The 21542-nt window shown below is 70.8% G+C and carries 17 protein-coding genes and 2 pseudogenes; 4 read left to right on the forward strand and 15 right to left on the reverse strand.

All coding sequences use genetic code 11. The annotated features are described in order from the left end of the window. Positions 1-553 precede the first annotated feature (553 nt). Together Q1N79_RS26595 and Q1N79_RS26600 are read left to right on the forward strand one after the other, a co-directional pair. Positions 554-1582, forward strand: coding sequence for an ATP-binding cassette domain-containing protein (locus Q1N79_RS26595; RefSeq protein WP_300613706.1), 1029 nt, complete (start codon positions 554-556; stop codon positions 1580-1582). 5 nt (positions 1583-1587) lie between these two features. Next, positions 1588-2373 carry an ABC transporter permease gene (locus Q1N79_RS26600; protein ID WP_300613661.1) on the forward strand — a complete coding sequence of 262 codons (786 nt, stop codon included), beginning with the start codon at positions 1588-1590 and terminating at the stop codon, positions 2371-2373. A 67-nt stretch (positions 2374-2440) separates the two neighbouring features. Here the strand turns inward: Q1N79_RS26600 and Q1N79_RS26605 are convergent, their stop codons facing one another. The 8 genes from Q1N79_RS26605 to Q1N79_RS26640 form a co-directional block, all read right to left on the reverse strand. Continuing rightward, entirely contained in the window at positions 2441-3247 is an 807-nt protein-coding gene (locus Q1N79_RS26605; protein WP_300613663.1) for a PH domain-containing protein, read from the reverse strand. Between the two features lie 4 nt (positions 3248-3251). After that, positions 3252-4217 carry an ABC transporter permease gene (locus tag Q1N79_RS26610; protein ID WP_300613665.1) on the reverse strand — a complete coding sequence of 322 codons (966 nt, stop codon included), beginning with the start codon at positions 4215-4217 and terminating at the stop codon, positions 3252-3254. Between the two features lie 21 nt (positions 4218-4238). After that, positions 4239-5294, reverse strand: a complete 1056-nt coding sequence (locus Q1N79_RS26615) for an ABC transporter permease (protein ID WP_300613667.1) — start codon at positions 5292-5294, stop codon at positions 4239-4241. Beyond that, positions 5291-6403: an ABC transporter ATP-binding protein gene (locus Q1N79_RS26620; RefSeq protein ID WP_300613669.1), complete on the reverse strand. Its 1113-nt coding sequence runs from the start codon at positions 6401-6403 to the stop codon at positions 5291-5293. Before Q1N79_RS26620 ends, Q1N79_RS26615 begins: the two co-directional genes overlap by 4 nt. Further along, a complete protein-coding gene (locus Q1N79_RS26625) occupies positions 6403-7515 on the reverse strand; it encodes an ABC transporter ATP-binding protein (RefSeq protein WP_300613671.1) in 1113 nt (370 codons plus the stop codon). Before Q1N79_RS26625 ends, Q1N79_RS26620 begins: the two co-directional genes overlap by 1 nt. 178 nt (positions 7516-7693) lie before the next feature. Then, on the reverse strand, positions 7694-9586 hold the full coding sequence (locus Q1N79_RS26630) for an ABC transporter substrate-binding protein (RefSeq protein ID WP_300613673.1): 1893 nt from the start codon (positions 9584-9586) through the stop codon (positions 7694-7696). 338 nt (positions 9587-9924) lie between these two features. Beyond that, positions 9925-10476, reverse strand: coding sequence for a cellulose synthase (locus Q1N79_RS26635; RefSeq protein WP_300613675.1), 552 nt, complete (start codon positions 10474-10476; stop codon positions 9925-9927). Positions 10477-10555: 79 nt separating this feature from the next. Next, a complete protein-coding gene (locus Q1N79_RS26640; RefSeq protein ID WP_300613677.1) occupies positions 10556-11209 on the reverse strand; it encodes an HAD family phosphatase in 654 nt (217 codons plus the stop codon). Positions 11210-11545: 336 nt separating this feature from the next. On the opposite strand from Q1N79_RS26640, the pseudogene Q1N79_RS30880 reads away from it, so the two are divergent. Continuing rightward, positions 11546-11599: pseudogene (locus tag Q1N79_RS30880) on the forward strand (hypothetical protein); the annotation flags it as partial. Positions 11600-12079: 480 nt separating this feature from the next. On the opposite strand, the gene metH reads toward Q1N79_RS30880, so the two are convergent. Then, positions 12080-15619 (reverse strand): methionine synthase, encoded by a 3540-nt coding sequence (gene metH, locus Q1N79_RS26650; protein WP_300613681.1) that lies wholly within the window; start codon positions 15617-15619, stop codon positions 12080-12082. 146 nt (positions 15620-15765) lie between these two features. Here metH and Q1N79_RS26655 point away from each other — a divergent pair, with 146 nt between their 5' ends. Beyond that, positions 15766-16632, forward strand: a complete 867-nt coding sequence (locus tag Q1N79_RS26655) for a PAC2 family protein (RefSeq protein WP_300613708.1) — start codon at positions 15766-15768, stop codon at positions 16630-16632. 58 nt (positions 16633-16690) lie between these two features. Here the strand turns inward: Q1N79_RS26655 and Q1N79_RS26660 are convergent, their stop codons facing one another. From Q1N79_RS26660 to fabG, 6 genes and pseudogenes are all read right to left on the reverse strand, one after another. Then, positions 16691-17446: an SCO1664 family protein gene (locus Q1N79_RS26660; RefSeq protein WP_300613683.1), complete on the reverse strand. Its 756-nt coding sequence runs from the start codon at positions 17444-17446 to the stop codon at positions 16691-16693. Next, entirely contained in the window at positions 17439-17999 is a 561-nt protein-coding gene (locus tag Q1N79_RS26665) for a DUF3090 domain-containing protein (RefSeq protein ID WP_300613685.1), read from the reverse strand. Before Q1N79_RS26665 ends, Q1N79_RS26660 begins: the two co-directional genes overlap by 8 nt. A gap of 262 nt (positions 18000-18261) precedes the next feature. Further along, positions 18262-18873, reverse strand: a pseudogene (locus Q1N79_RS26670) (histidine phosphatase family protein); the annotation flags it as partial. Positions 18874-18948: 75 nt separating this feature from the next. Continuing rightward, positions 18949-19746 carry a DUF1707 and FHA domain-containing protein gene (locus tag Q1N79_RS26675; protein WP_300613687.1) on the reverse strand — a complete coding sequence of 266 codons (798 nt, stop codon included), beginning with the start codon at positions 19744-19746 and terminating at the stop codon, positions 18949-18951. A 102-nt stretch (positions 19747-19848) separates the two neighbouring features. Continuing rightward, on the reverse strand, positions 19849-20613 hold the full coding sequence (gene fabI, locus Q1N79_RS26680; protein ID WP_300613690.1) for an enoyl-ACP reductase FabI: 765 nt from the start codon (positions 20611-20613) through the stop codon (positions 19849-19851). A 30-nt stretch (positions 20614-20643) separates the two neighbouring features. Further along, entirely contained in the window at positions 20644-21348 is a 705-nt protein-coding gene (gene fabG, locus Q1N79_RS26685) for a 3-oxoacyl-ACP reductase FabG (RefSeq protein ID WP_300613692.1), read from the reverse strand. Between the last annotated feature and the right edge of the window lie 194 nt (positions 21349-21542).

The raw sequence follows: 21542 nt of genomic DNA on the forward strand, positions 1-21542 counted from the left end.
GAGCCCCCGGCCGCCGGGGACGCCGCACTCGATCGGCCAGCGGCCGCGCTCGCGGACTAGCGCCGCCGACGGCTGGCTCCTCAGCGGCCCCGCGGCCATCGCCGCCCGCATGTGCGCGGGCTTGTCCCGCCCGCTTCCGCGTCGGCATCTCCCGCCCGCATCCGCGTCGGCGTCTCCCGCCCGCTTCCGCGGGCTTCCCCCGTGCGCGGCGCCTCGCCGGTGTCCCGTTATCTCACTATCCGGACACCTCGTCGCAAGATAGGACCCAAGCGGCAGATGGAAATGCGTATAAAACGGACAATAAACCTGCGGCTCGGGTCCTAAGATGGGCCCGGACTGGGGACGGGTGCGACCAGGGAGCGCCGGCCAGCGCTCGGGACTAGTGATGGGCGGGACAGACGGGACGGCCCGTTCGGGAGAAGAAGGACGGGATCGGCTCCTGGCGGCCCGGAGTGTGCGGCGCGCCGGCGTGCGACTTGAATTGAATCGAGATATTACTCGATAATGTGAGAAGCTCGTGATGTCATGCGCCGAGGGGAGCGGACCCATGTTGATCATCGAGGCCGAGGGCCTCGCCCGTACGTTCAAGAGCCGCAAGCGGACCGTGCACGCGGTGCGCGGGGTCGATCTGCGGGTCGAGGAGGGGGAGATCGTCGGCTTCCTCGGGCCGAACGGCGCGGGCAAGACCACCACGCTGCGCATGCTCACCACGCTGCTCGAACCCACCGCGGGCACCGCCACCGTGGCGGGCGCGGACCTGCGCCGCGACCCGGTCGGCGTGCGGCGGCGGATCGGCTACGTGCCGCAGGCGATCGGGCAGACCATGGGCGGCACCGACCCGGAGTGCCTGGTCGGGGAGGAACTGCTCGACCAGGCGGCGCTGTACCACATCGAGCGGGCGGAGGCGGTGCGGCGCGCCGAGCGGCTGACCGGCCAGCTCGACCTCGCCGGGCTCGACAGGCGGCTGGTGAAGACGCTGTCGGGCGGGCAGCGGCGGCGGCTGGAGATCGCCCTCGGGCTGGTGCACCAGCCGCCCCTGGTCTTCCTCGACGAGCCCACCACCGGGCTGGACCCGCAGAGCCGGTCGAACCTGTGGGACCACATCCGGCGGCTGCGTTCTGACCTGGGCACGACGGTCTTCCTCACCACGCACTACCTGGAGGAGGCCGACGCGCTGTGCGACCGCGTGTTCATCATCGACCACGGGGTGATCGTGGCCGAGGGGACGCCCGACGAGCTCAAGCGGCGGGTCTCGGGGGACGTGGTGACCCTGCAGGTCAACGGCGCGCGGGACATGGCGCGCGAGCTGCTCGCCGGGCAGCCGATCGTGCAGGACGTGACGGTCGCCGACGACGGCGCGCTGCGGCTGAACGTCTTCCACGGCGCGGAGGCGCTGCCGTCGCTGCTGCGCGTGCTCGACGACGCGGGCGTCACCATGCACTCGATCAACCTGTCGCGGCCGACGCTTGACGACGTGTTCTTGACGATGACCGGGCGGTCGCTGCGGGACGACTCCCCCAGCGCCGCGCGAGACAAGACCGCCGGCGCCGCGGACGGCGCCGCCACCGGGACAAGGAGCTAGCCCAGATGCCGTTCATCCGTGACACGCTGACCGTCTTCAGGCGGCAGCTGCGGCTCAGCCTGCGCACCCCCGCCTGGGTGGTCATCGCGCTCGTGCAGCCGATCCTGTACCTGGCGCTGTTCGGCCCGCTGCTGACCAAGCTGCCCCTGGGGGCGCTGGACGGGAGCTCGGGCCTGGCCCCCGCCGGCAGCGCGGCGGCGTACAAGTTCTTCGTCCCTGGGCTGCTGATCCAGCTTGGCTTGTTCGGCTCGACGTTCGTCGGGTTCGCCATCATCTCGGACTGGCGGGCCGGGGTGATCGAGCGGTTCCGGGTCACGCCGGTCAGCCGGCTGTCGATCATGGCGGGCCGGGTGCTGCGGGACGTGGTCGTGCTCGTCGTCCAAGCGGTGATCCTGGTGCTGGCCGGCGTGGCGTTCGGGCTGCGCGCGCCGGTCATGGCCGTGCTGCTCAGCCTGGGCTTCATCGTCCTCGTCGCGGTCGGCCTTGCGTCGGTGTCGTACGCGACCGCGCTGATCGTCAAGAGCGAGGACGCGTTCGCGCCGATGCTGAACTCGGTCGTCCTGCCGCTGACCCTGCTGTCAGGGATCATGCTGCCGATCGCGCTCGGGCCCGGCTGGCTGCAGGGCATCGCCCGGGTCAGCCCGTTCCGGTACATCATCGACGCCATGCGCGACGCCTTCGCCGGGCACTACGCCAACATGGTCATGCTCGAGGGCGTCCTGGTCGCCGCGGGCGTGGCGGTGGTGTGCATGTGGCTGGGGTCACGCGTGTTCGTCCGGGAGAACGCGTAACGCGTTCGCCGTCAAGGCTGGCCCGCGGGTCGGGCCGGCCTAGCGGGCTCGGGCCGGCCCGGCGGGCTTAGGCCAGCACGGTGACCAGGAGGATCAGCGCGGGAATCACGACGGCCGCGACCGCCGCCACCGACCAGTTCACGGTCGCCGGGCCCGCCGTTGCCGGTGTTTCCCCCGGGCGCTCGGGGGCCGCGCGCTCCCTGGCGGCGCGGGCGTCCAGCCGCGCGGCCATCGCGATGGCGGGCGGCAGCGAGGCAAGGTACCTGGCCTCCGCTGGCAGCCGGGACGTCGGCTGCGCGTAGCCGGGTCCCGTGCCGGGGCCGGCGTCGGCGTTTGCCCACTGGGCGGCAAACGAGGCGGAGAACGGGCCGCGGCCCGCCCGCCGCGCGGGGCGGGCGGCCTTCCGGCGGGCCCCGGCCGACACGTACAGCGCCCAGCAGTGGACTGTACTGCCTCGTTGGCGCAAACCAGCCCCGCCAGCCGCGGCCCCGCCAGCCGCGGCCCCGACCGCGGGTCCGACGGCGGCATAGTGCACGCGCACCCACTCCCCCGCCTCCACCACCTGGATCACCCGCCACGGCACCTGATGGACGCGGAACGGGTTGACCACGGTCAGGCCTGTGCGGTCGCAGATGACTCGCGGCCGCAGCGCCAGCGTGAACATCAGCCCGGTGACCAGCAGCAAGATAGCCGACACGACGGCCCCGAACCGCGCGGACGGCACGCCTTGGATGCCGAAGTCGACGGCGTTGACGGCCGCGAACGCCACCCAGACCCACCACAGGATGACCGGCGGGACGAGCCGGAGCACCTCGCGGCCTTCGCCGGTCGCGCCGGTCGTGCCGGACGCGGGGGCCGTCGTGCGGGATGACATGCCGTCAGGTTATGCGCACGCGCGGGTCCAGCGCCGCGTACAGCATGTCAACGACGAGGTTGGCGAGCACCACGAACACGGCGGCGATGATGACGAAACCGATGATCACCGGGAGGTTGTCCTGCTCGACCGCCTCGACCGATGCCTGGCCGACCCCGCCAAGGCCGAACACGATCTCCACGACGACCACGCCGCCCAGCAGCTGCCCGACGTCCACACCGAGCTGCGACACCACCGGGGTGAGGGCGGCACGCACCGCGTGCCTGAAGAGCACCCGGCGCTCGGACAGCCCCTTGGCCCGCGCGGTCCTGATGTAGTCCTCGCCGAGCGTGTCGAGCAGCTGGCCGCGGGACAGCCGCGTGTACACGGCGGCCTGCACGGCCGCCAGCGTGATCCAGGGCAGCAGCATGTGGCCGAAGAAGCTGCTCAGCCCGGACGTCGGACCTGAGTAGCCGGTGTCGATCCACGTGATGCCGTGCTCGTTCAGGGGCAGGAACACCACGAGGATCAGCAGCTCGCCGATGACGAACACCGGCATCGACAGGCCGACCAGCACCGCGACCGAGGAGACGCGGTCGAACAGGCTGCGCGCCTTGGTCGCGCTGATGATGCCGACCGACAGCCCGGCCACCAGCCACAGGATCGTGCCGCCGATCACCAGCGAAATCGTGGGCGGCAGGTCCTGCTTGAGTATGGTGTTCACCGACTCCTGGGTGTAGTAGGAGTACCCGAGGTCCCCGTGCAGCAGCCCGTCGATGAAGTGCCAGTACTGGGTCATGATCGGCTGGTTGAGGCCGAGGTTCGAGATGACCTCGGTGATGACCTGCGGTGTCGCGGCACGCCCCGCGAGCTCCCGCGCGACCGTGATGACAGGCCTGGCGAAGAAGAGAAAGAACGCGGCGGTCGCGACCAGCCACACCACGACGATGCCGGTGAGGATGCGCCTGACCAGGTAGCCGACGATAGCCATGTTTCTGTCTGTCCGTTCGATCTACGGTGTCTGCCCGATCCGCACCGGGTCAGGGTAGTCCGGGCCGGGTCCGGTGCCGGCGATCCCGCCGGAGCCTGCGCCCTTCCGTTTCCTGTTCTTGCGGCGCAGCCGCCTGGCGGCGAGCAGGCGCTCGGTGCGCGGGTCCATGGCGTCCCTGATGCCGTCGCCGAGCAGGTTGAACGCGAGCGTGGTGATCAGCAGCGCGACGGCGGGGAACACCACGTACCACCACGCCACCGTGTAGAAGTTCGACGCGTCGGCGAGCATGTTCCCCCAGCTCGCGGTCGGCGGCTGCACGCCAAGGCCGAGGAAGGACAGCGTGGCCTCGAACACGACGGCCTGCGGAATGTACAGCGTGGCCACGACCAGCACCGGGGCGAGGAGGTTGGGCAGGATGTCGAAGAACATGATCCGGAACGGCCCGGCGCCGAGCGACCGCGCCGCCTCGATGTATTCCTTCTCCTTGATCGACAGCGTCTGCCCGCGGACGATGCGCGCGATGCCTGCCCAGGAGAAGAACGTGATGATGATCATGATGATCGTCAGGCTCGGCCCGAACACCACGGCCAGCGCTATCGCGAGCACCACGTACGGGAACGCGAGGACCGCGTCGGTGAACCTCGCGAGCACGGTGTCGATGATCCCGCCGAAATACCCGGCCATCAGGCCGATCGCAACCCCGAGCACCGACGCGATGAACGTGGTCACCACGCCGACGAACAGCGAGATGCGCGCCCCGTAGAGGATCCGGACCAGCAGGTCACGGCCGGTGCTGTCGGTGCCGAGGATGAAGCCGTTGGTGAACGGCCCGACCGGGTTGCCCGCCGCGTTCTCGCCGGTGATCGGGTAGGCCATGTTCGGCGGGTGGCCGGTGAGCGCGGCGACCGCCGGCGCCAGGATGGCGAGCAGGATCATGACCACGATGACGGCCAGCGCGATCATGGACACCCTGTCGGTGCGCAGCCGGCGCCACGTCAGCTGCCACTGGCTGCGTCCCTCGATCCGAGAGATGGAGGGCTCTACCTCAAGGTCAATCTCATGGAACGTGGTGCTCACGCGAACTCCCTGCTAGCAGCGGCGGAGGCGAGGTCCTCGCCGACCGCGACCGGGAAGTGGCAGGCGGTCAGGTGGACGTCCCCGCCGACAATGCCCGCGGCGGCCGGGCCGGGGACCGCCACCTCTCCATCCGCTCCATCCGCCGCCGGTTCGTCAGCAGCACTCAGAACGAGCTGTGGCTCCTCCCGCGTGCAGAGCGGCTGCGCTTTGGGGCAGCGCGGGTGGAAACGGCATCCTGAGGGCGGGTCGATCGGCGAGGGCACGTCGCCTGTCAGGATCACCCGCTGCCTGGCGGCGGCCGCGTCCGGGTCGGCGGCAGGCGCCGCAGACAGCAGCGCCACCGTGTACGGATGCCTGGGCCGGCTGTACAGCGCGTCCTTGGGACCGGACTCGCCGACGCGGCCCAGGTACATGACCGCGACCTTGTCGCTCACGTGCCGCACGACCTCCAGGTCGTGCGCGATGAACAAGTAGCTGAGCCCGTAGTCTTTCTGCAGTTCAGACAGCAGGTTCAGCACCTGCGCCTGGATCGACACGTCGAGCGCGGACACCGGCTCGTCGCAGATGATCAGCTTCGGCCGCAGCGCGAGCGCCCTGGCCACGCCGATCCGCTGGCGCTGCCCGCCGGAGAACTCCGAGGGGAACCGGTTGTAGTGCTCCGGGTTGAGCCCCACGCGCTCCATGAGTTCCTGCACCCGGCGCTTGCGCTCGCTGCCTGTCGCGGTCTTGTGGATGGCGAACGGGTCGCCGATGATCGACCCCACCCGCCGCCTGGGGTTCAGCGAGGAGTACGGGTCCTGGAAGATCATCTGGACTTCGCGGCGGAGCGGGCGCATCGCGCCGCGCGACAGCTTGGTGATCTCCCGGCCCTCGAAGGTCACCCGGCCGGACGTCACAGGGATCAGCCCGGCGACGCAGCGGGCCAGGGTCGACTTGCCGCTGCCTGTCTCGCCGACCAGGCCGAGCGTCTTGCCGCGCTCGATGAGCAGCGACACGCCGTCGACCGCGTGCACGTGCCCGACCGTGTGCCTGAACAGACCGCCCGCCTTGACGGGGAAGTACTTGACCAGGTTCTCCACGCGGACCAGGACGTCGTCGTCGTCCGCCATCAGGCCACGCTCCCGTCGTTGTCCGCGGCGTCCGTTGCCGGCGACGCGAGCTCGGCGCCGACGGCGGCCACGGCGGACGCGTCCGCCCCGCGCTGCTCACGCGCTGTTTCCTCGCGCAGTTCCTCCGCCTGCCCCGACAGGCCGGCCGCCGCGGCGGGCAGCCAGCAGGCCGAGGTGTGCGCGCCGCTGTCGGCGACCGGGTGCAGCACCGGCTCCTCCCGCAGGCAGCGGTCGAACACGTAGCCGCACCGCGGATGGAACTTGCAGCCCGCGGGCAGGTTGATCAGGCTCGGGGGCTGGCCCGCGATGGGGCGCAGCCGCGTGCCCGCCGCGGAACTGCTCGGGATCGACTCGAGCAGCCCTTTCGTGTAGGGGTGGTGCGGCGCGTAGAAGACGTCCCGCTTGGGTGCCTTCTCCGCGGCGCGCCCCGCGTACATGACCATCACCTCGTCGGCGATGTCGGCGACCACGCCGAGGTCGTGGGTGATCATGATCAGCGCGGTGCCTGAGTCCTGCTGCAGCCGCAGCAGCAGGTCCAGGATCTGCGCCTGCACGGTGGCGTCGAGCGCCGTGGTCGGCTCGTCCGCGATGATCATCGCCGGCTCCAGGGACAGCGCCATCGCGATCATCACGCGCTGGCGCATGCCGCCGGAAAACTGGTGCGGGTAGTCGTTGATCCGCGTCTCCGGCCTGGGGATGCCGACGCGGTGCAGCAGCTCAACCGACCGGTGCGCGGCCTCTTTCTTCGACACCGACTTGTCGTGCGCCCGGATCATCTCGGCGATCTGCCACCCGATCTTGTACAGCGGGTGCAGGCTGGTCAGCGGGTCCTGGAAGATCACCGCGATCCGCGCGCCGCGCACGCGCCGCATCTGGTCGGGGGGGAGCTGCAGCAGGTCGTTCCCTTCGAACATGGCACTGCCGGACACGTTCGCCCCGGGGGTCAGCCCGAGCAGCGTCTGGGTCAGCACGGTCTTGCCGCTGCCGGACTCGCCGACGATGCCGAGCGTCTGCCCGGCCTCCACGCCGAACGACACGCCGCGGACCGCGCGCACTACGCCGTCAGCCGTCGGGAAGCTGACGTGCAGGTCCGTCACCTCGAGCAGGGTCACTTGCGTTTTTCCTCCGGGCAAGCCTTGCCGGGGTGCGGGTCATCGCACCCCCCGACAAGGCTAGCGTCGCATATGGGTGCCCTGGCCGCTACGCCCGTGGTCCGGCCGGGGCACGGATGCCCCGGCCGGACCACGCGGCACTACGGCCTAACCAACCGGTCCGGACACCACGTCCCGGTCAGCTGCTGGCCAGCCAGATGTTGGTGATATCCGGGTCGCCGATGTTCGGGTTGAACAGCGCCGTCTGGTAGGTGGTCCCGTTCGGCAGGACGCCGCGCACCCGCTTGCTGGCGATCAGCGGGAACGTCTGAGACATGATGGGCACGATCACCGCGTCCTTCATGATCTGCACGTCCGCCGCGTGCCAGTCAGCACCGGCCGCCGTTAGGTTCGGCGCCGTTTCTGCCTGGCTGATCAGCGAGTTGACCGTGGCGTTGTCGTAGCAGCCGTAGTTGACCGTGTTGATCACGCAGTTCGGACCCGCGAACAGCGCCTGGATGACGGTGCGGCCGTTGTTGCCGTACCAGTCGGGGATCCAGCCTGGCTGCCCCATGTCCCACTGGCCCGCCTTGTTGTTCTCCGGCGAGTTGCCCAGGTCGACGAAGAACGTGGACCCCGGCTCGGGCTTGCCGGTCAGCGTGATCCCGCACAGGGCGAGCGACGCCTGGATCGCCTCGAACGCCCGGGTGTCCGTGGAGTCGTTGGGGTACATGTAGGTGAGCGTCAGGCCGTTCGGGTAGCCGGCCTTGGAGAGGTCGCTCTTGCACATGGCCACGTTGCCCGCGCCGTTGTCGTCCGGGTAGAGGTTGTAGTTCACGTAACCGGTGTTGCCCGGCGGGATGACGGTGTTGATGATCGTACCGACGTCCGGGCCGCCGTACGCCTTCACCACGGCGACCTTGTCAAGGCCGTACTCGACCGCCTGGCGCACGAGCACCTTGCCCATCGCGCCGCTGGAGTCCGGGCTGCGGAGGTTGAACACGATGTACGGGAACGTGTCCGACCACGGCCAGTCCACGAAGTTCGGAATATGGGATGCCACCAGCCCAGGGATCGAGGCCGGGTTGAGGGTCGTGTCGCCGCTGGTGATGTCCATGGTGCCCGCCTCGATGTCGGCGAGCTGGGTCTGCGCGGAGGAGCCGTTGATCGTTTCCACGATCTCGTTGACGTACTGGTGCCGCAGCGGGTCGGTCGACTGGTTCCACGCCGCGTTCTTCGTCAGCACGATCTGCTTGCCCGGGGTGTACGAGGTGATCGCGTACGGGCCGTCGGACAGCAGGTGGTCGTCAAGCTGCAGGCTGTTCGGCACGTAGCTGTCGTACTCGACAGGGCGGGCCGAGGCGAACGGCATCGCCAGCATGTACAGGAAGTCGCTGGCCGGCTGGATCAGCGTGAACTGGATCGTCATCGAGTTCGGCGTCGTGATGCCGGTGATGCTGTGCGTGTTCTGGAAGTTGGCGATGTCCGCGGCCGTCGGCGGGTGCAGCTTCGCGTTCGCGAAGTAGGCGGTCTCCTCGTTGTCGTACTGCTGCATCCCGGCGATCGTGGACGTGTAGTACACGGGGTTGCCGACCGGGCTGACCGGGTTGAAGAACGCCTTGAACTCGCGCAGGAAGTCATAGGACGTGACCTGGCGCACCGGCGTCGAGTTCCAGTCCACGCCCGTCTTGATGTGGAACGTGTACACCTTGCCGCCGTCGGTGATGCCGCCGTTGGCGACCGTCGGCACCACGGTCGCGACGTCGGCGACCGGCGTGCTGTCCGTCGTCCATCCGCTGCTGGTCGTGCTCGTGTAGGGCACCGTCTCGTAGCTGACGAGCTGCCTGGTGTACGCGCGCTCCAGCTCGTAGTCCACGGTGTAGTACGCGGGCACGGTATCCAGGTGGTCGGGGCCGGTGGCTGCGATGATGTTCAGCGTCCCGCCGTACTGGGGGGTCTGCGCGCTTGTCGCCGTGGGGGCCGCCGTTGTCGGCGAGGTGCTCGGCGAGCTCGAACTCGAGCACGCGGCCAGCCCGGTCGCGACGGCCGCCACTACGGCGAGTGCTGCAAAACGCCTGGGCACTCTGGTCATTGGCATGTTCCTCTTCGGTCTTCTCAGGTCATGCCGGAGCAGGGCAAGCCGTCCGGCGGCCCGTCCGGGTGATCACTGCCTACCCGAGAGATTGTCCGCTACCTGCGAGGAAATCCAGACCAAAACCTTCGACGTGGCCCAACTGTGATATAAATCGTCCTTGATCGTCATGCTGAGTAACATGGCTGTTACATAGGGGAGTCTTGTTGCCCGTGCGGCCGAAAACTGCTAATTTTACGGCAGTGCAGGCCGTTAAGGCAAACGCTTCCAGGTAACGCGCGGAATGCGCGTGACATCTCTCAGTCACACGCGAGGCAACGGCGTCGCCCGGCTGGGGATCAGAGGCCGCGGTTGCGGAGGATGTCCTCGATGTCCTTCATGTCGTCGTCGGGCGGCGCCGCGCCCTTGCGGGAACCCTTCGCCTGCGGCGCCTGGTTCTTGACGACGGGCTGCGGCTCCCTGACCGCGGGCAGCGAGGCCGTGCCGCCGGCCGCCGGCAGGCCCGCGGGGGCCGCCCCCGTAGCGGACGGCGCGGCCTTCTTGTCGGCCTTCTCCGCTGCCCGTGCCCCGGCCCTGCCCCGCGCGGCCTTACGGCGCTCCCGCCCGCTTGTGGTCATGAACAGCACGACGCACAGCGCGGTGACGGCCACGCCGGCCCACTTGACCGGAGAGAAGACGAAGCCGGAGGCGAAGTTGCCGATCGCGTCGCCGATCTTCCAGAGCATCTTGATCGAGCCGGTCAGGTAGGCGGCAATCGGGATCAGCGACCATGCCGCGCCGCGCAGCATGGCGCGGAACCCGCGTGGCCGCCCGTACGCGTAGGTCAGCACCAGCCCGAGCGCGGTGAGCACCGCGCATACCGGGAGCCAGAAGATACTGTCGTAGCCCATGACGCGCCTCCCTGCTGAATCCCATCCTGACATACCGGGCGGACTGCCAGGAACGCCGCCGCGGCGTGGCGCGGCGCGGTCATGCCGCCAGTTCGCGGAGGAACGCGAGCGTGACCTCCCGCAGCGACCGCACCACGACGCGACCCGCGGCGGGCGGGATCGGCAAAAGCGACGGCACCGCCACCACCCGGCACCCGGCGGACCCCGCGGAGGCGACGCCGTTCGGCGAGTCCTCGAGCGCCACGCAGCGCGCGGGGTCGGCGCCGAGCAGCTTGGCCGCCAGCAGGTAGGGCTCCGGGTCCGGCTTGGTCACGGTGACGTCGTCGGCGCACACCGTCACAGGGAACGCCATTGCCGTGCTGGCGAGCACGGCGTCGGCGAACGACCGCTTCGAGGACGTCACGAGCCCGTGCGGGACGCCCGCGCCGGCCACCGCGGCGAGCAGTTCCCGCGCGCCCGGCCGCACGACCACGCGGCCGTCCCGCACCCGCTTGCGCATCCCATCGGTCATCCAGCGCTCCACGGCCTCTGGCGGCGCGGGCCTGGTCGCCTTGGCGAGCAGGTAGCCGACCGTCCGCTGCATGCTGCCGCCGAGCAGCGCCTCCTGGTCGTGTGCCGTCCACGTCGTCCCGAGCAGCGCCATGACCTCGGTCTCCGTCTCCAGCCAGAGCGGCTCGGTGTCCACGAGCAGGCCGTCCAAGTCGAACAGCACCGCCGCGAGCCCGCCCGTCACCTCGTCTCCCTCCTGAAGCGCTGGTGACGGCGACACGCCGCCATCAGCGGGACTTCCATGATGACCGATCGTCGGCGCGCGCGTGCCGCACGAGCGCACCCTGCTCGCGGTCCGCTATGTCCGCAATGCCGGAACATCGGAATCGTAGCTATTCAGCAGGGGTTCAGGCCTGGTGTGTGGCGCGCTTTGCGGTGACGACACGCCCGCGCCGCCGGCGGGCTGCGGTGGGTGCACCTGGCCCGCACCCGGTACGGGCGGTGGGCGAACCTGACCGGGCACACCGCCACCGCCCGGGCAGCCCGCGCCATCGCCCGCCGCTTCCAGCGGTATGAGGACATGATCCTGCGCTTCGCCACCCGCCCCGACCTCGACATCTTCACCAACAACGAAGCCGAGCGGACGATCAGGCCCGTCAAGGTCGCCCAGCGCAGCTCCGGAGGATGCTGGCGCACCCTGCAAGGCCTGGCCGAGTTCGCCATCGTCCAGTCCTACCTGTCCACCGCAGCCGAATGGGAGATCAGCAAACTCGACGCCCTCCGCGACCTCTTCGGCGGCCACCCTGGATACCGCCCGGACTCCAGCCAGATAACCAGCCCGCCACTCGCGCGCCACAGCACGTCACGCCATCCCAGTGACCGCTTGCTGAACAGCTACTCGGAATCAGACATTCCGGACAAGCCGATTAACGGGGAGGAAAATGCCGGTCAGGGGCGGCATTTTCTTTCCCGTTATCCAGGCTGCCGGGGCGACTCGCGGATCAGGAGAACGGCAGCGACCAGTGCGACAGGCGTGGTGGGTGCCCCGGCGCGGGGGCTCCCGCGGGAGCGCGGAGCCGCCCGCGGGGGCGGGCGTGCCCGCGGGCGCCGCGCGTCAGACGCTGAAGTACTTCGCCTCGGGGTGGTGCACGACGATCGCGTCGGTGGACTGCTCGGGGTGGAGCTGCATTTCCTCCGACAGCTCGACGCCGATCCGGTCCGGGGCGAGCAGCCGGGCGATCTTGGCGCGGTCCGCGAGGTCAGGGCAGGCGGGATAGCCGATCGAGTACCGCGCGCCCTGGTAGCGGACGCTGAAGAACCCGTCCAGGTCCGCCGGGTCCGCAGCCGCGATGCCGAGCTCGCTCCGCACCCGGGCGTGCCAGTACTCGGCGAGCGCCTCGGTGAGCTGCACCGACAGGCCGTGCAACTCCAGGTACTCGCGGTAGGCGTTCTTCGCGAACAGCTCGGCGGTCGCCGCTGACACCGCCGGGCCCATCGTGGCGAGCTGGAACGCCACGACGTCGGTCTCACCGGAGGAGGCGGGCCGGAAGTAGTCGGCCAGGCACAGCCGGGCGTCGCGCCGCTGCCGGGGGAAGGTGAACCGTTCCAGTTCCGCCCCCGGCTCCGACAGCACGATCAGGTCGTTTCCCGAGCTCACGCAGCGGAAGTAACCGTAGACCACGGCGGCTTGCAGCAGCCCCTCGGTCTGCGCCCGCTCCAGCCACATCCGCAGCCGCGGCCGCCCCTCGGTCTCCACCAGTTCCTCGTAGCCCGGCCCGTCGGCCTTCCGCGACGGCTTGAGCCCCCACTGCCCCATGAAGGTGGCCCGCTCGTCCAGGTAGGCCCCGTAGTCCGCGAGCGGCAGGCCCTTGATCACGCGCGTCCCCCAGAACGGCGGCTCGGGGACAGGGGCCGGCGCCACAGGGGGGGTTCGGGGGGACTGGTCCCCTTGATCGGGGGTTCGGGGGTCGTCCCCCGGGCCAACGGCGCGCACTCGCCTGGTGCGCAGTTCGGGAAGGCTGGCGCCCGGGTCGCCGCGCTTGACGGCCATCGCCGCGTTCATCAGGCGCAGCCCCTCGAAGGCGTCGCGCGCGTAGCGGACGTCCCCCTCGAACAGCGCGGCCAGGTCCTGCTCCACGTAGGCGCGGGTGAGCGCCGCGCCGCCGAGCAGCACGGGCCAGCGGCCCGCGAGCCCGCGCGAGTTGAGCTCGGCGAGGTTGTCCCGCATCACCACGGTCGACTTCACCAGCAGCCCGGACATCCCGATCACGTCGGCCCGGTGGTCTTCCGCGGCGCTGATGATCGCGGAGATCGGCTGCTTGATGCCGATGTTGACCACGTCGTAGCCGTTGTTGGACAAGATGATGTCGACCAGGTTCTTGCCGATGTCGTGCACGTCGCCCTTGACCGTGGCGAGCACGATCGTGCCGCGGCCCGCCGCGTCCGCGTGCTCCATGTGCGGCTCGAGGTAGCCGACCGAGGCCTTCATCACCTCGGCGGACTGCAGCACGAACGGCAGCTGCATCTGCCCGGAGCCGAACAGGTCGCCCACCGTCTTCATGCCGTCGAGCAGCACGTCGTTGATGATCTCCAGGGCGGGCCGCTCGGCCAGCGCGGCGTCGAGGTCGGCCTCCAGGCCTGCCCGCTCGCCGTCCACGATGCGCCGCTTCAGCCGCTCCCACAGCGGCAGCGCGGCCAGCTCGGCGGCGCGGTCCGCCTTCGCGGACGAGGCGTCGACGCCCTCGAACAGCTCGAGCATCCGCTGCAGCGGGTCGTAGCCGTCCCGCCGCCTGTCGTAGACGAGGTCGAGGGCAACCTGCCGCTGCTCGTCGGGGATCCGGGCCAGCGGCACGATCTTGGACGGGTGCACGATCGCCGAGTCAAGCCCGGCGCGCACGCACTCGGCGAGGAACACCGAGTTCAGCACCGTCCGTGCGGCGGGCTTCAGCCCGAAGGACACGTTGGACACGCCAAGCGTCGTCTGCACGTCCGGGTAGCGGCGCTTCAGCGCCGCGATCGCCTCGATCGTCTCCACCGCGTCCCGCCGGGTCTCCTCCTGCCCTGTCGCGATCGGGAACGTCAGGCAGTCGACGATGATGTCCGCCCGCCGCATCCCCCACCTGCCGGTGAGATCCTCGATCAGCCTGGTGGCGACCTGCAGCTTCCACTCCGCCGTGCGCGCCTGGCCGCGCTCGTCGATCGTCAGCGCGACCACGGCCGCGCCGTGCTCGCGCACGACCGGCATCAGCCGGGCGATCCGCGACTCCGGCCCGTCCCCGTCTTCGTAGTTCACCGAGTTGACCACGGCGCGGCCGCCGAGCAGCTCCAGCCCGGCCTCGATCACCGCGGGCTCGGTCGAGTCGAGCACCAGCGGCAGCGTGGCCGCGGTGGCCAGCCGCCCGGCGATCTCGCGCATGTCCGCGACTCCGTCCCTGCCGACGTAGTCCACGCAGAGGTCGAGCAGGTGCGCGCCGTCCCTGGTCTGGCTGCGCGCGATCGCCACGCAGTCCTCGTACCGGTTCTCCGTCATGGCCTCGCGGAACGCCTTCGAGCCGTTGGCGTTCGTCCGCTCGCCAATCGCCAGGAACGCGGTGTCCTGCCGGAACGGCACGTGGCTGTACAGCGACGCCACCCCTGGCTCCGGCCGCGGGCGGCGACGGGTCAGCGGGCGGCCCCTGCCGGCCGCCCGCCCGGCGCCGAGGCGCTCGACCAGGGCGGCGACGTGCTCGGGCGTGGTGCCGCAGCAGCCGCCGACAAGCGAGAGCCCGAACTCGCTGGTGAACCGCTCGTGCGCGTCGGCAAGCTCGCCCGGGGTCAGCGGGTAATAGGCGCCGCGGGCGGTCAGCTCGGGCAGGCCGGCGTTCGGCTCGCACGAGATCGGGATCGCCGAGTGCGCCGCCAGGTAGCGCAGGTGCTCGCTCATCTCACCTGGCCCGGTCGCGCAGTTGAGCCCGATCACGTCGATGCCGAGCGGCTCAAGTGCCGTCAGCGCCGCGCCGATCTCGCTGCCGAGCAGCATGGTGCCTGTGGTCTCGATGGTCAGCTGCGCGATGACAAGCGCGTGCGGCGCGAGAGAAGCCACGGCCCGTTTGGAGCCTATGATTGCCGCTTTCGCCTGCAGCAAGTCCGGGCAAGTCTCGATGATCAGCGCGTCCGCGCCGCCGCGCAGCAGGCCGGCCGCGTTGTCGAAGTACGAGTCGCGCAGCTCGCGGAAGCTCACGTGGCCGAGCGTGGGGAGCTTGGTCCCCGGGCCGATCGAGCCGAGCACCCAGCGCGGGGCGCCGTCGGCGGCGGTGAACTCGTCGGCGGCCTGGCGGGCGAGCCGCGCGCCTGCCGCGGAGAGCTCCGATATCCGCCAGGGGATGCCGTACTCGCCCAGGTTGCCGAGGTTCGCCCCGAACGTGTTCGTGGTGACGCAATCGGCGCCGGCGTCCAGGTACGCGCGGTGGACCGCGCGCACGATGTCCGGCCTGGTGACGTTGAGGACCTCGTTGCAGCCCTCGTGGCCGCCGAAGTCGGCGGCCGTCGCCTCGCTGGCCTGGAGCATCGTGCCCATCGCACCGTCCGCGATCACGACGCGCTCGGCGAGGGCGGAGCGCAGCGCACTCGCGCGTGCCGCCCGTTCGGTACTCTCTTCTATCGCGATGCCGCTCATAGGCCTCCAGAGTGTAGACGTTTATGGGCTCAACACAAAAGACACGCGGCAAAAATTGTGCGAATCACAGGTAGCGTACTGGCACGACCTGGCGACGTAGGCTGTAGTCACGGGGCGCGCGCCCGTGCCGATCCGGAGGTGAAGTCATCAAGTTCAGCGACGTCGATGGCCCGCTGCTGCACCCAGTCGCGGTCGCCGCGTTCGAGGGGTGGAATGACGCGGCCGAGGCGGCAAGCGGCACGGTCAACCACCTCGGCATCGCCTGGCAGTCCACCCCGATCGCCGCCATCGACCCTGATGACTTCTACGACTTCCAGGTGAACCGGCCGGTGATCGAGGTCGTCGGCGGGAAGGCCGAGCGGCTGGTCTGGCCGACCACTAGGCTGTCCCTGGCGCGGGCGTCGGCCACCGGGCTGCCCAGGGACGTCGTGCTCGTGCACGGCGTCGAGCCGAACATGCGCTGGCGCGGCTTCACCGATGAGCTGATCGGCGGCTTGACCGAGCTTGGCGTCGAGATGGTGATCCTGGTGGGCGCGCTGCTCGCCGACTCCCCGCACACCCGGCCGGTGCCTGTGCAGGTCAGCGGGACCAACACGCACCTGCTGCGCAGCGTGGGTTCCGAGCCGTCCGACTACAAGGGCTCGTCGGGAATCGTCGGGGTCCTGGCGTACGCGTGCGCGGGCGCGGACCTCCCCACGGTGTCGCTGTGGGCCTCGGTGCCCCATTACGTCGCGCAGGCGCCGTCGCCCAAGGTGACGCTGGCGCTGCTGCGCACCGTCGAGGACATCCTGGACGCGCCGCTGCCCATGGCCGACCTGCCCGAGGAGGCGCGCGCGTGGGAGCGGGGCGTGGACGAACTCGCGCAGCAGGACTCCGACGTGGCGGAGTACGTGCGGACGCTCGAGGAGGCCAAGGACGCCACCGACCTGCCCGAGGCGTCAGGCGATGCGATCGCCCGCGAATTCGAGCGTTACCTGCGCCGCCGCGGCAACCACGGGGACGGCGAGGCCTGACCTGCCTGCGCACGGGTGGCGTGCCGCGGTGGGGGGCGCGCCGGGCGCTAGGCGCCGGTTAGACCGGCGGCCAGGGGACCGCGGGCCAGTCTTCCGACGGGTAGGGGTGGACGCGGTGCTTGAGGAGCTTGTCCACCCGGATCTTGGTGGCGCTGATCTCGGCGCGGGTCAGGTGCCTGGACAGTTCCGTGGCGAGCCAGCCCCCGGCCAGGTCGTCCGCCAGACGGCGCAGCGCCTCAACAGAATTCCTGGGCAGCGTCTTGCCGCGCCACTGCCACAGCACGGTGCGCAGCTTGTAGTCCTCGGCGAAGCAGACGCCGTGGTCGCAGCCGTACAGGTGACCGTCGGGGACGGGAAGCAGGTGGCCGATCTTGCGGTCGGCGTTGTTGACGACTGCGTCGAACACCGCCATCTCGCGCAGCCCCGCGTGGTCGCTGCGGCGGGACAGGGCGATCAGGTCCACCTCGGGGTCGAGTTCGATCCACAGCTGGCACATGCCCGGGCCGAACGGACCGTCCCGCATCACGGTCGGCGGCACGATGTTCCAGCCGGCCGCCCGGGACACCGCGTAGGCCGCGACCTCACGGCCGGCCAGCGTGCCCGTCGGGAAGTCCCACAGCGGCCGCTCCCCCGCGACCGGCTTGTACACGCAGGCCGCCTGCGCGCCGCCGCCCTTGAGCGTGCAGTAGAGCGTCGCGTTGGACGCGTCGACGAGGCGGCCTTCCACCTCCATCGTTCCGCGCTCGAGCAACTCGAGCGCGGCGCGCTCGCCGTCCGGGATGTCCATGTCCCCGGCCGGAGCGCGCTCAGCCATGGCTGGCCCGGTGGCCGTTCTGCCGTGGGCAGACATGCCCGGTGGAGTCGAGCGGGAGCCCGCACAGCGGGCAGGGCGGCCGGCCGGCGGCGACAAGCTGCAGCGCGCGCTGGGCGAACGCCCGGGCGGCCCCCGGCGTGATGCGCACCCGCAGCACCCCAGGACCGTCGAGCGGAACGTCGTCGGCGAGCGGCTCCACTGGCTGCTCGCTCTCCTCCTGCGCTTCGATGACGACCCGGTCGCCGTCGCTGTCCCAGGCCAGCGCGATCGCACCGACCCGGAAGTCCTCGGTCAGCGGGAGGTCAAGCGGGCCGTCATCGCGGAGCGCGGCCGGCGCCGCGGCCGGAATGGAGGTGCTGCCGCCAGTTCGCCGCAGCACCTCGTCCAGCAGCTCGTCGATTCGCTCCGCGAGGAGGCTAACCTGGAACTTCTCCAGCACGACGCTGGTCACGCGGCCACTAGAACTCGCTTGCAGATAGAACGTCCGGTCGCCCGGCTGCCCTACTGAGCCGGCGACGAACCTGTCCGGCGGGTCATAGTAAAAGACCGGCATAGTCCTATCCTCGCTTGTCGGCCAGCCCGTCACTAGTCGGGGCCGCCGGAATTCCGGCGGCTGCGCCACTGGCCGCCGGGCCGCCGGCCGGGCCGTCGGCGAGGCTGCCCGCGCCGTTCGCCGCCGCGCCGGCCACGCCTGCCGGGTTTGTCCCGGTTGCCGGGTTGACACTGCTGCCCGCTCCGCCGCCGATCACGGCGTCGCTCTCCACGTCGAGCCCGGCGTGCGCGGCGGCGGCGGCCTGCGGCAGCAGGTCCGCCACGCCCCCTCCCACGTCGTTCAGCCGGAGCAGGAAAGGCCGCAGCGGCGTGTACCGGATCACGGTCAGCGAACAGGGGTCTGCCTGGATTCGCTGGCACAGATCCAGGTGCAGGCCCAGGCTGTCCGCCACGATCGCCTTGATGACGTCACCGTGCGAGCAGATCAGGTAGGTCGCGTCCTTACCGAGCCTGGCGTTCCATTCCCGCACCGCCGCGACCGCCCGGTGCTGCATGTCCAGCATCGACTCGCCTTCGGTCCCGGGGAACCGTACCGCGCTCGGGTGCGCCTGGACGACCGGCCAGAGCGGGTCCTTCTCCAGCTCCTTCAGCGTCCGTCCCGTCCAGTCACCGTAGTGGCACTCCCCGAGCCGGGGATCGGTGACGATCGTGGGCAGATGACCGTTGCGGGCGGCCGCGATCGGTTCGGTGGTCTGCTGGCAGCGGTCCAGCGGGCTGGTCACGATCGCGTCGAGCGGGACGGGCGCCAGCCGGGCCGCGAGCGCGACCGCCTGCGCGCGCCCGCGCTCGTCAAGGCCGACGCCCGGCAGCCAGCCCGTCAGCACATGCCCCGTCGTGGCCGTGAGGCCGTGCCGGACGAGCAGAACTGTTGTCACGCTTCCTGACTTTAGAACATTGCCCGTATTGGGCGGACGCGGCACAGTCCGCGCCGGCTGGCTCCGGCCGGCCGCCTAGATCCCGTCGGCCGCGCTCAGCGAGTACTCGGCGTTGCCGAAGCTCACCAGGTCACCCGCCCGCACCCGCACCTGGCCGCGCACCCGCCAGCCATTCACCCGGGTGCCGTTGGTGGAGGCGAGGTCGGTCAGCAGCCAGCCGTCTTCGGTGCGCTCGAGCCTGGCGTGGACACGGGACACGGTCATATCGGCGATCGCGAGGTCGCAGTTGGCGTCCCTGCCGATGCTGAAGTGGGTGCCGTCGCCACGCGGGAACTGCAGGGGAAGCGGCCGCCGTGTCTGCGGGGCGCGCTCCATGCCGCCCGTCAGCCTGCGAGCCGGACCGCTGCCCGGCGGCAGGCCGGCGACCGCGGCATCCCCCGGCCGGACCGTGGCATCCCCGTGCTGGAACGCCGCTGACGAGATCCGCCGCGGCAGCGCCGAGCGCAGCCGGCTGACCAGGGATGCCGGGCGCCCGGCCGGCGGGCCGCCCGGCTCCGGCAGCGCGGGCACGGGCGTGACGGGCACGGGCGCGGGCCCGGCGGGGACGCGGGCGACCGCTCCGCCGATGCCCGGCTCAGGCGACGGCGCGGGCGCCTCCGGCAGGTCGGCGAGCAGCGGCGGCAGGTCCGCCTGATGCCGGGCCTGGAGCACCGCGCTCATCCGGAAGAGGAACGTGTCCTGGGAGAGGCGACCCGCGGCGAACTCCTCGGTGAGCCTGGCGACCACCTCGTCACGCTCGGCGTCGGAGGCCCGGACACCGCTGACCGGCTGCGCATCAGGCTGTGTAGGGGCTTCAGGCGCAGTACCTCCCATGACATGGAGTATCGGGACCAACGCAGCCCAGCGCAACAAAAACGCGGCGGTACGGGCGCGGCCCGCCCGGGCGCGGCAGCCAGGGGGGTCTGCTGCCCGACGTCAGACGCCGACGGCGTGCACGCCGCCATCCACGTGCACGATTTCCCCGGTTGTCGCCGGGAACCAGTCGGAAAGCAACGCGACGCACGCCCGCGCCGCCGGCTCCGGGTCGGTGATCGACCACCCGAGGGGCGCCCGCTGCGACCAGACGTCCTCGAACCTGTCAAAACCAGGGATGGACTTGGCCGCCATGGTGCGCAGCGGCCCGGCCGCGACCAGGTTCACCCGCACCCGCTGCGGTCCCAGGCCTGCGGCCAGGTAGCGGGCGCAGGATTCAAGGCCCGCCTTGGCGACGCCCATCCAGTCATAGCCCGGCCAGGCCATGCTCGCGTCGAAGTCGAGGCCGACGACCGACCCGCCGCCGGGCATCAGCGGCAGCGCCGCCATCGCCAGCGACTTGAGCGAGAACGCGGACACGTGCACGGCGGTGGCCACGTCCTCCCACGAGGTGGCGAGGAAGTTGCCGCCGAGCGCGGACTGCGGGGCGAAGCCGATCGCGTGCACCACGCCGTCGAGACCGTCGACGTGCTCGCTGACCCGCGACGCGAGCGACTCCAGGTGCGCCGGGCTGGTCACGTCAAGCTCGAGCACCGGCGGCGGCTGCGGCAGGCGCCTGGCGATCCGCTCCACCAGGCTCAGCCGGCCGAACCCGGTCAGCACCAGCGTCGCGCCCTCCTGCTGCGCGACCCGGGCCACGTGGAAGGCGATCGATGCGTCGGTCAGCACCCCGGTCACCAGGATCCGCTTGCCGTCGAGGATTCCCATCGCTGTCCTGCTTCCGTTGTGGGGTGCCGCTTAGTGTCCCATGCCGAGGCCGCCGTCCACAGGGATGACCGCGCCGGTGATGTATGCCGCGTCAGGACCCGCCAGGAACGCGACCGCGCCGGCGACCTCGCCGGCCGAGGCGTACCTGCCCATCGGCACCGCGCCGATGATCGCGGCCTTGCGCTCCTGCTGGAGTGCCGCCGTCATGTCGCTGTCCACGAACCCGGGCGCCACGACGTTCACGGTGATCCCGCGCGAGCCGAGCTCCCTGGCCAGCGACCGGGCCAGCCCGACCAGGCCCGCCTTGGACGCGGCGTAGTTGGCCTGGCCGCCAGAGCCGTAAAGCCCGACCACGGAGGAGATGAAGATCATCCTGCCGCGGCGCATCCGCATCATGCCGCGCACGGCCCGCTTCGCCACCCGGTACGCGCCGGTCAGGTTGGTGTCGAGCACGCCGGTGAAGGCGTCCTCGCTCATCAGCGCGAGCAGCTGGTCCTGGGTGACGCCCGCGTTGGCCACGAGCACCTCGACCGGGCCCTGCTCCTGCTCTACCGCGGCGAACGCCGCGTCCACCGATGCCGCGTCGCGGACGTCGCAGCGCACGACCGAGAGTCCCGCCACCGGGTCCCCGGAGCGGGACGTCACCGTCACGCTGTCGCCGTCGGCGGCCAGCCGCCGCGCGATCGCAAGCCCGATCCCCCGGTTGCCGCCGGTCACCAGGACAGAACGACCCACGCGATCGCCTCCTCACGTCGCTCAACTCGCCAGCCGAGGGTACCGCTCACCTTGCCGTAAGAAGCCGGCCGCTTCCATGCCGCCTGGCATGAAGTATCGAGGCCAAGGTTTGTAGTTCTCCGCCAGTTAGCCGGGGCGGGCGCGGCCGGGCGCGGCCGGGCGCGGCCGGGATCCCCGTTTTCGGGGGGCCCCGG

The organism is Trebonia sp. (genome assembly GCF_030042015.1).
GTDB lineage: Bacteria > Actinomycetota > Actinomycetes > Streptosporangiales > Streptosporangiaceae > Trebonia.

Coding starts and splice junctions, on each gene's coding strand:
- Q1N79_RS26605 (WP_300613663.1), bottom strand. CDS start 3,247: ATGTCATCCCGCACGACGGCCCCCGCGTCCGGCACGACCGGCGCGACC.
- Q1N79_RS26610 (WP_300613665.1), bottom strand. CDS start 4,217: ATGGCTATCGTCGGCTACCTGGTCAGGCGCATCCTCACCGGCATCGTC.
- Q1N79_RS26600 (WP_300613661.1), top strand. CDS start 1,588: ATGCCGTTCATCCGTGACACGCTGACCGTCTTCAGGCGGCAGCTGCGG.
- Q1N79_RS26665 (WP_300613685.1), bottom strand. CDS start 17,999: ATGCCGGTCTTTTACTATGACCCGCCGGACAGGTTCGTCGCCGGCTCA.
- metH (WP_300613681.1), bottom strand. CDS start 15,619: ATGAGCGGCATCGCGATAGAAGAGAGTACCGAACGGGCGGCACGCGCG.
- Q1N79_RS26675 (WP_300613687.1), bottom strand. CDS start 19,746: ATGGGAGGTACTGCGCCTGAAGCCCCTACACAGCCTGATGCGCAGCCG.
- Q1N79_RS26620 (WP_300613669.1), bottom strand. CDS start 6,403: ATGGCGGACGACGACGACGTCCTGGTCCGCGTGGAGAACCTGGTCAAG.
- Q1N79_RS26635 (WP_300613675.1), bottom strand. CDS start 10,476: ATGGGCTACGACAGTATCTTCTGGCTCCCGGTATGCGCGGTGCTCACC.
- fabI (WP_300613690.1), bottom strand. CDS start 20,613: ATGGGAATCCTCGACGGCAAGCGGATCCTGGTGACCGGGGTGCTGACC.
- Q1N79_RS26660 (WP_300613683.1), bottom strand. CDS start 17,446: ATGGCTGAGCGCGCTCCGGCCGGGGACATGGACATCCCGGACGGCGAG.
- Q1N79_RS26630 (WP_300613673.1), bottom strand. CDS start 9,586: ATGACCAGAGTGCCCAGGCGTTTTGCAGCACTCGCCGTAGTGGCGGCC.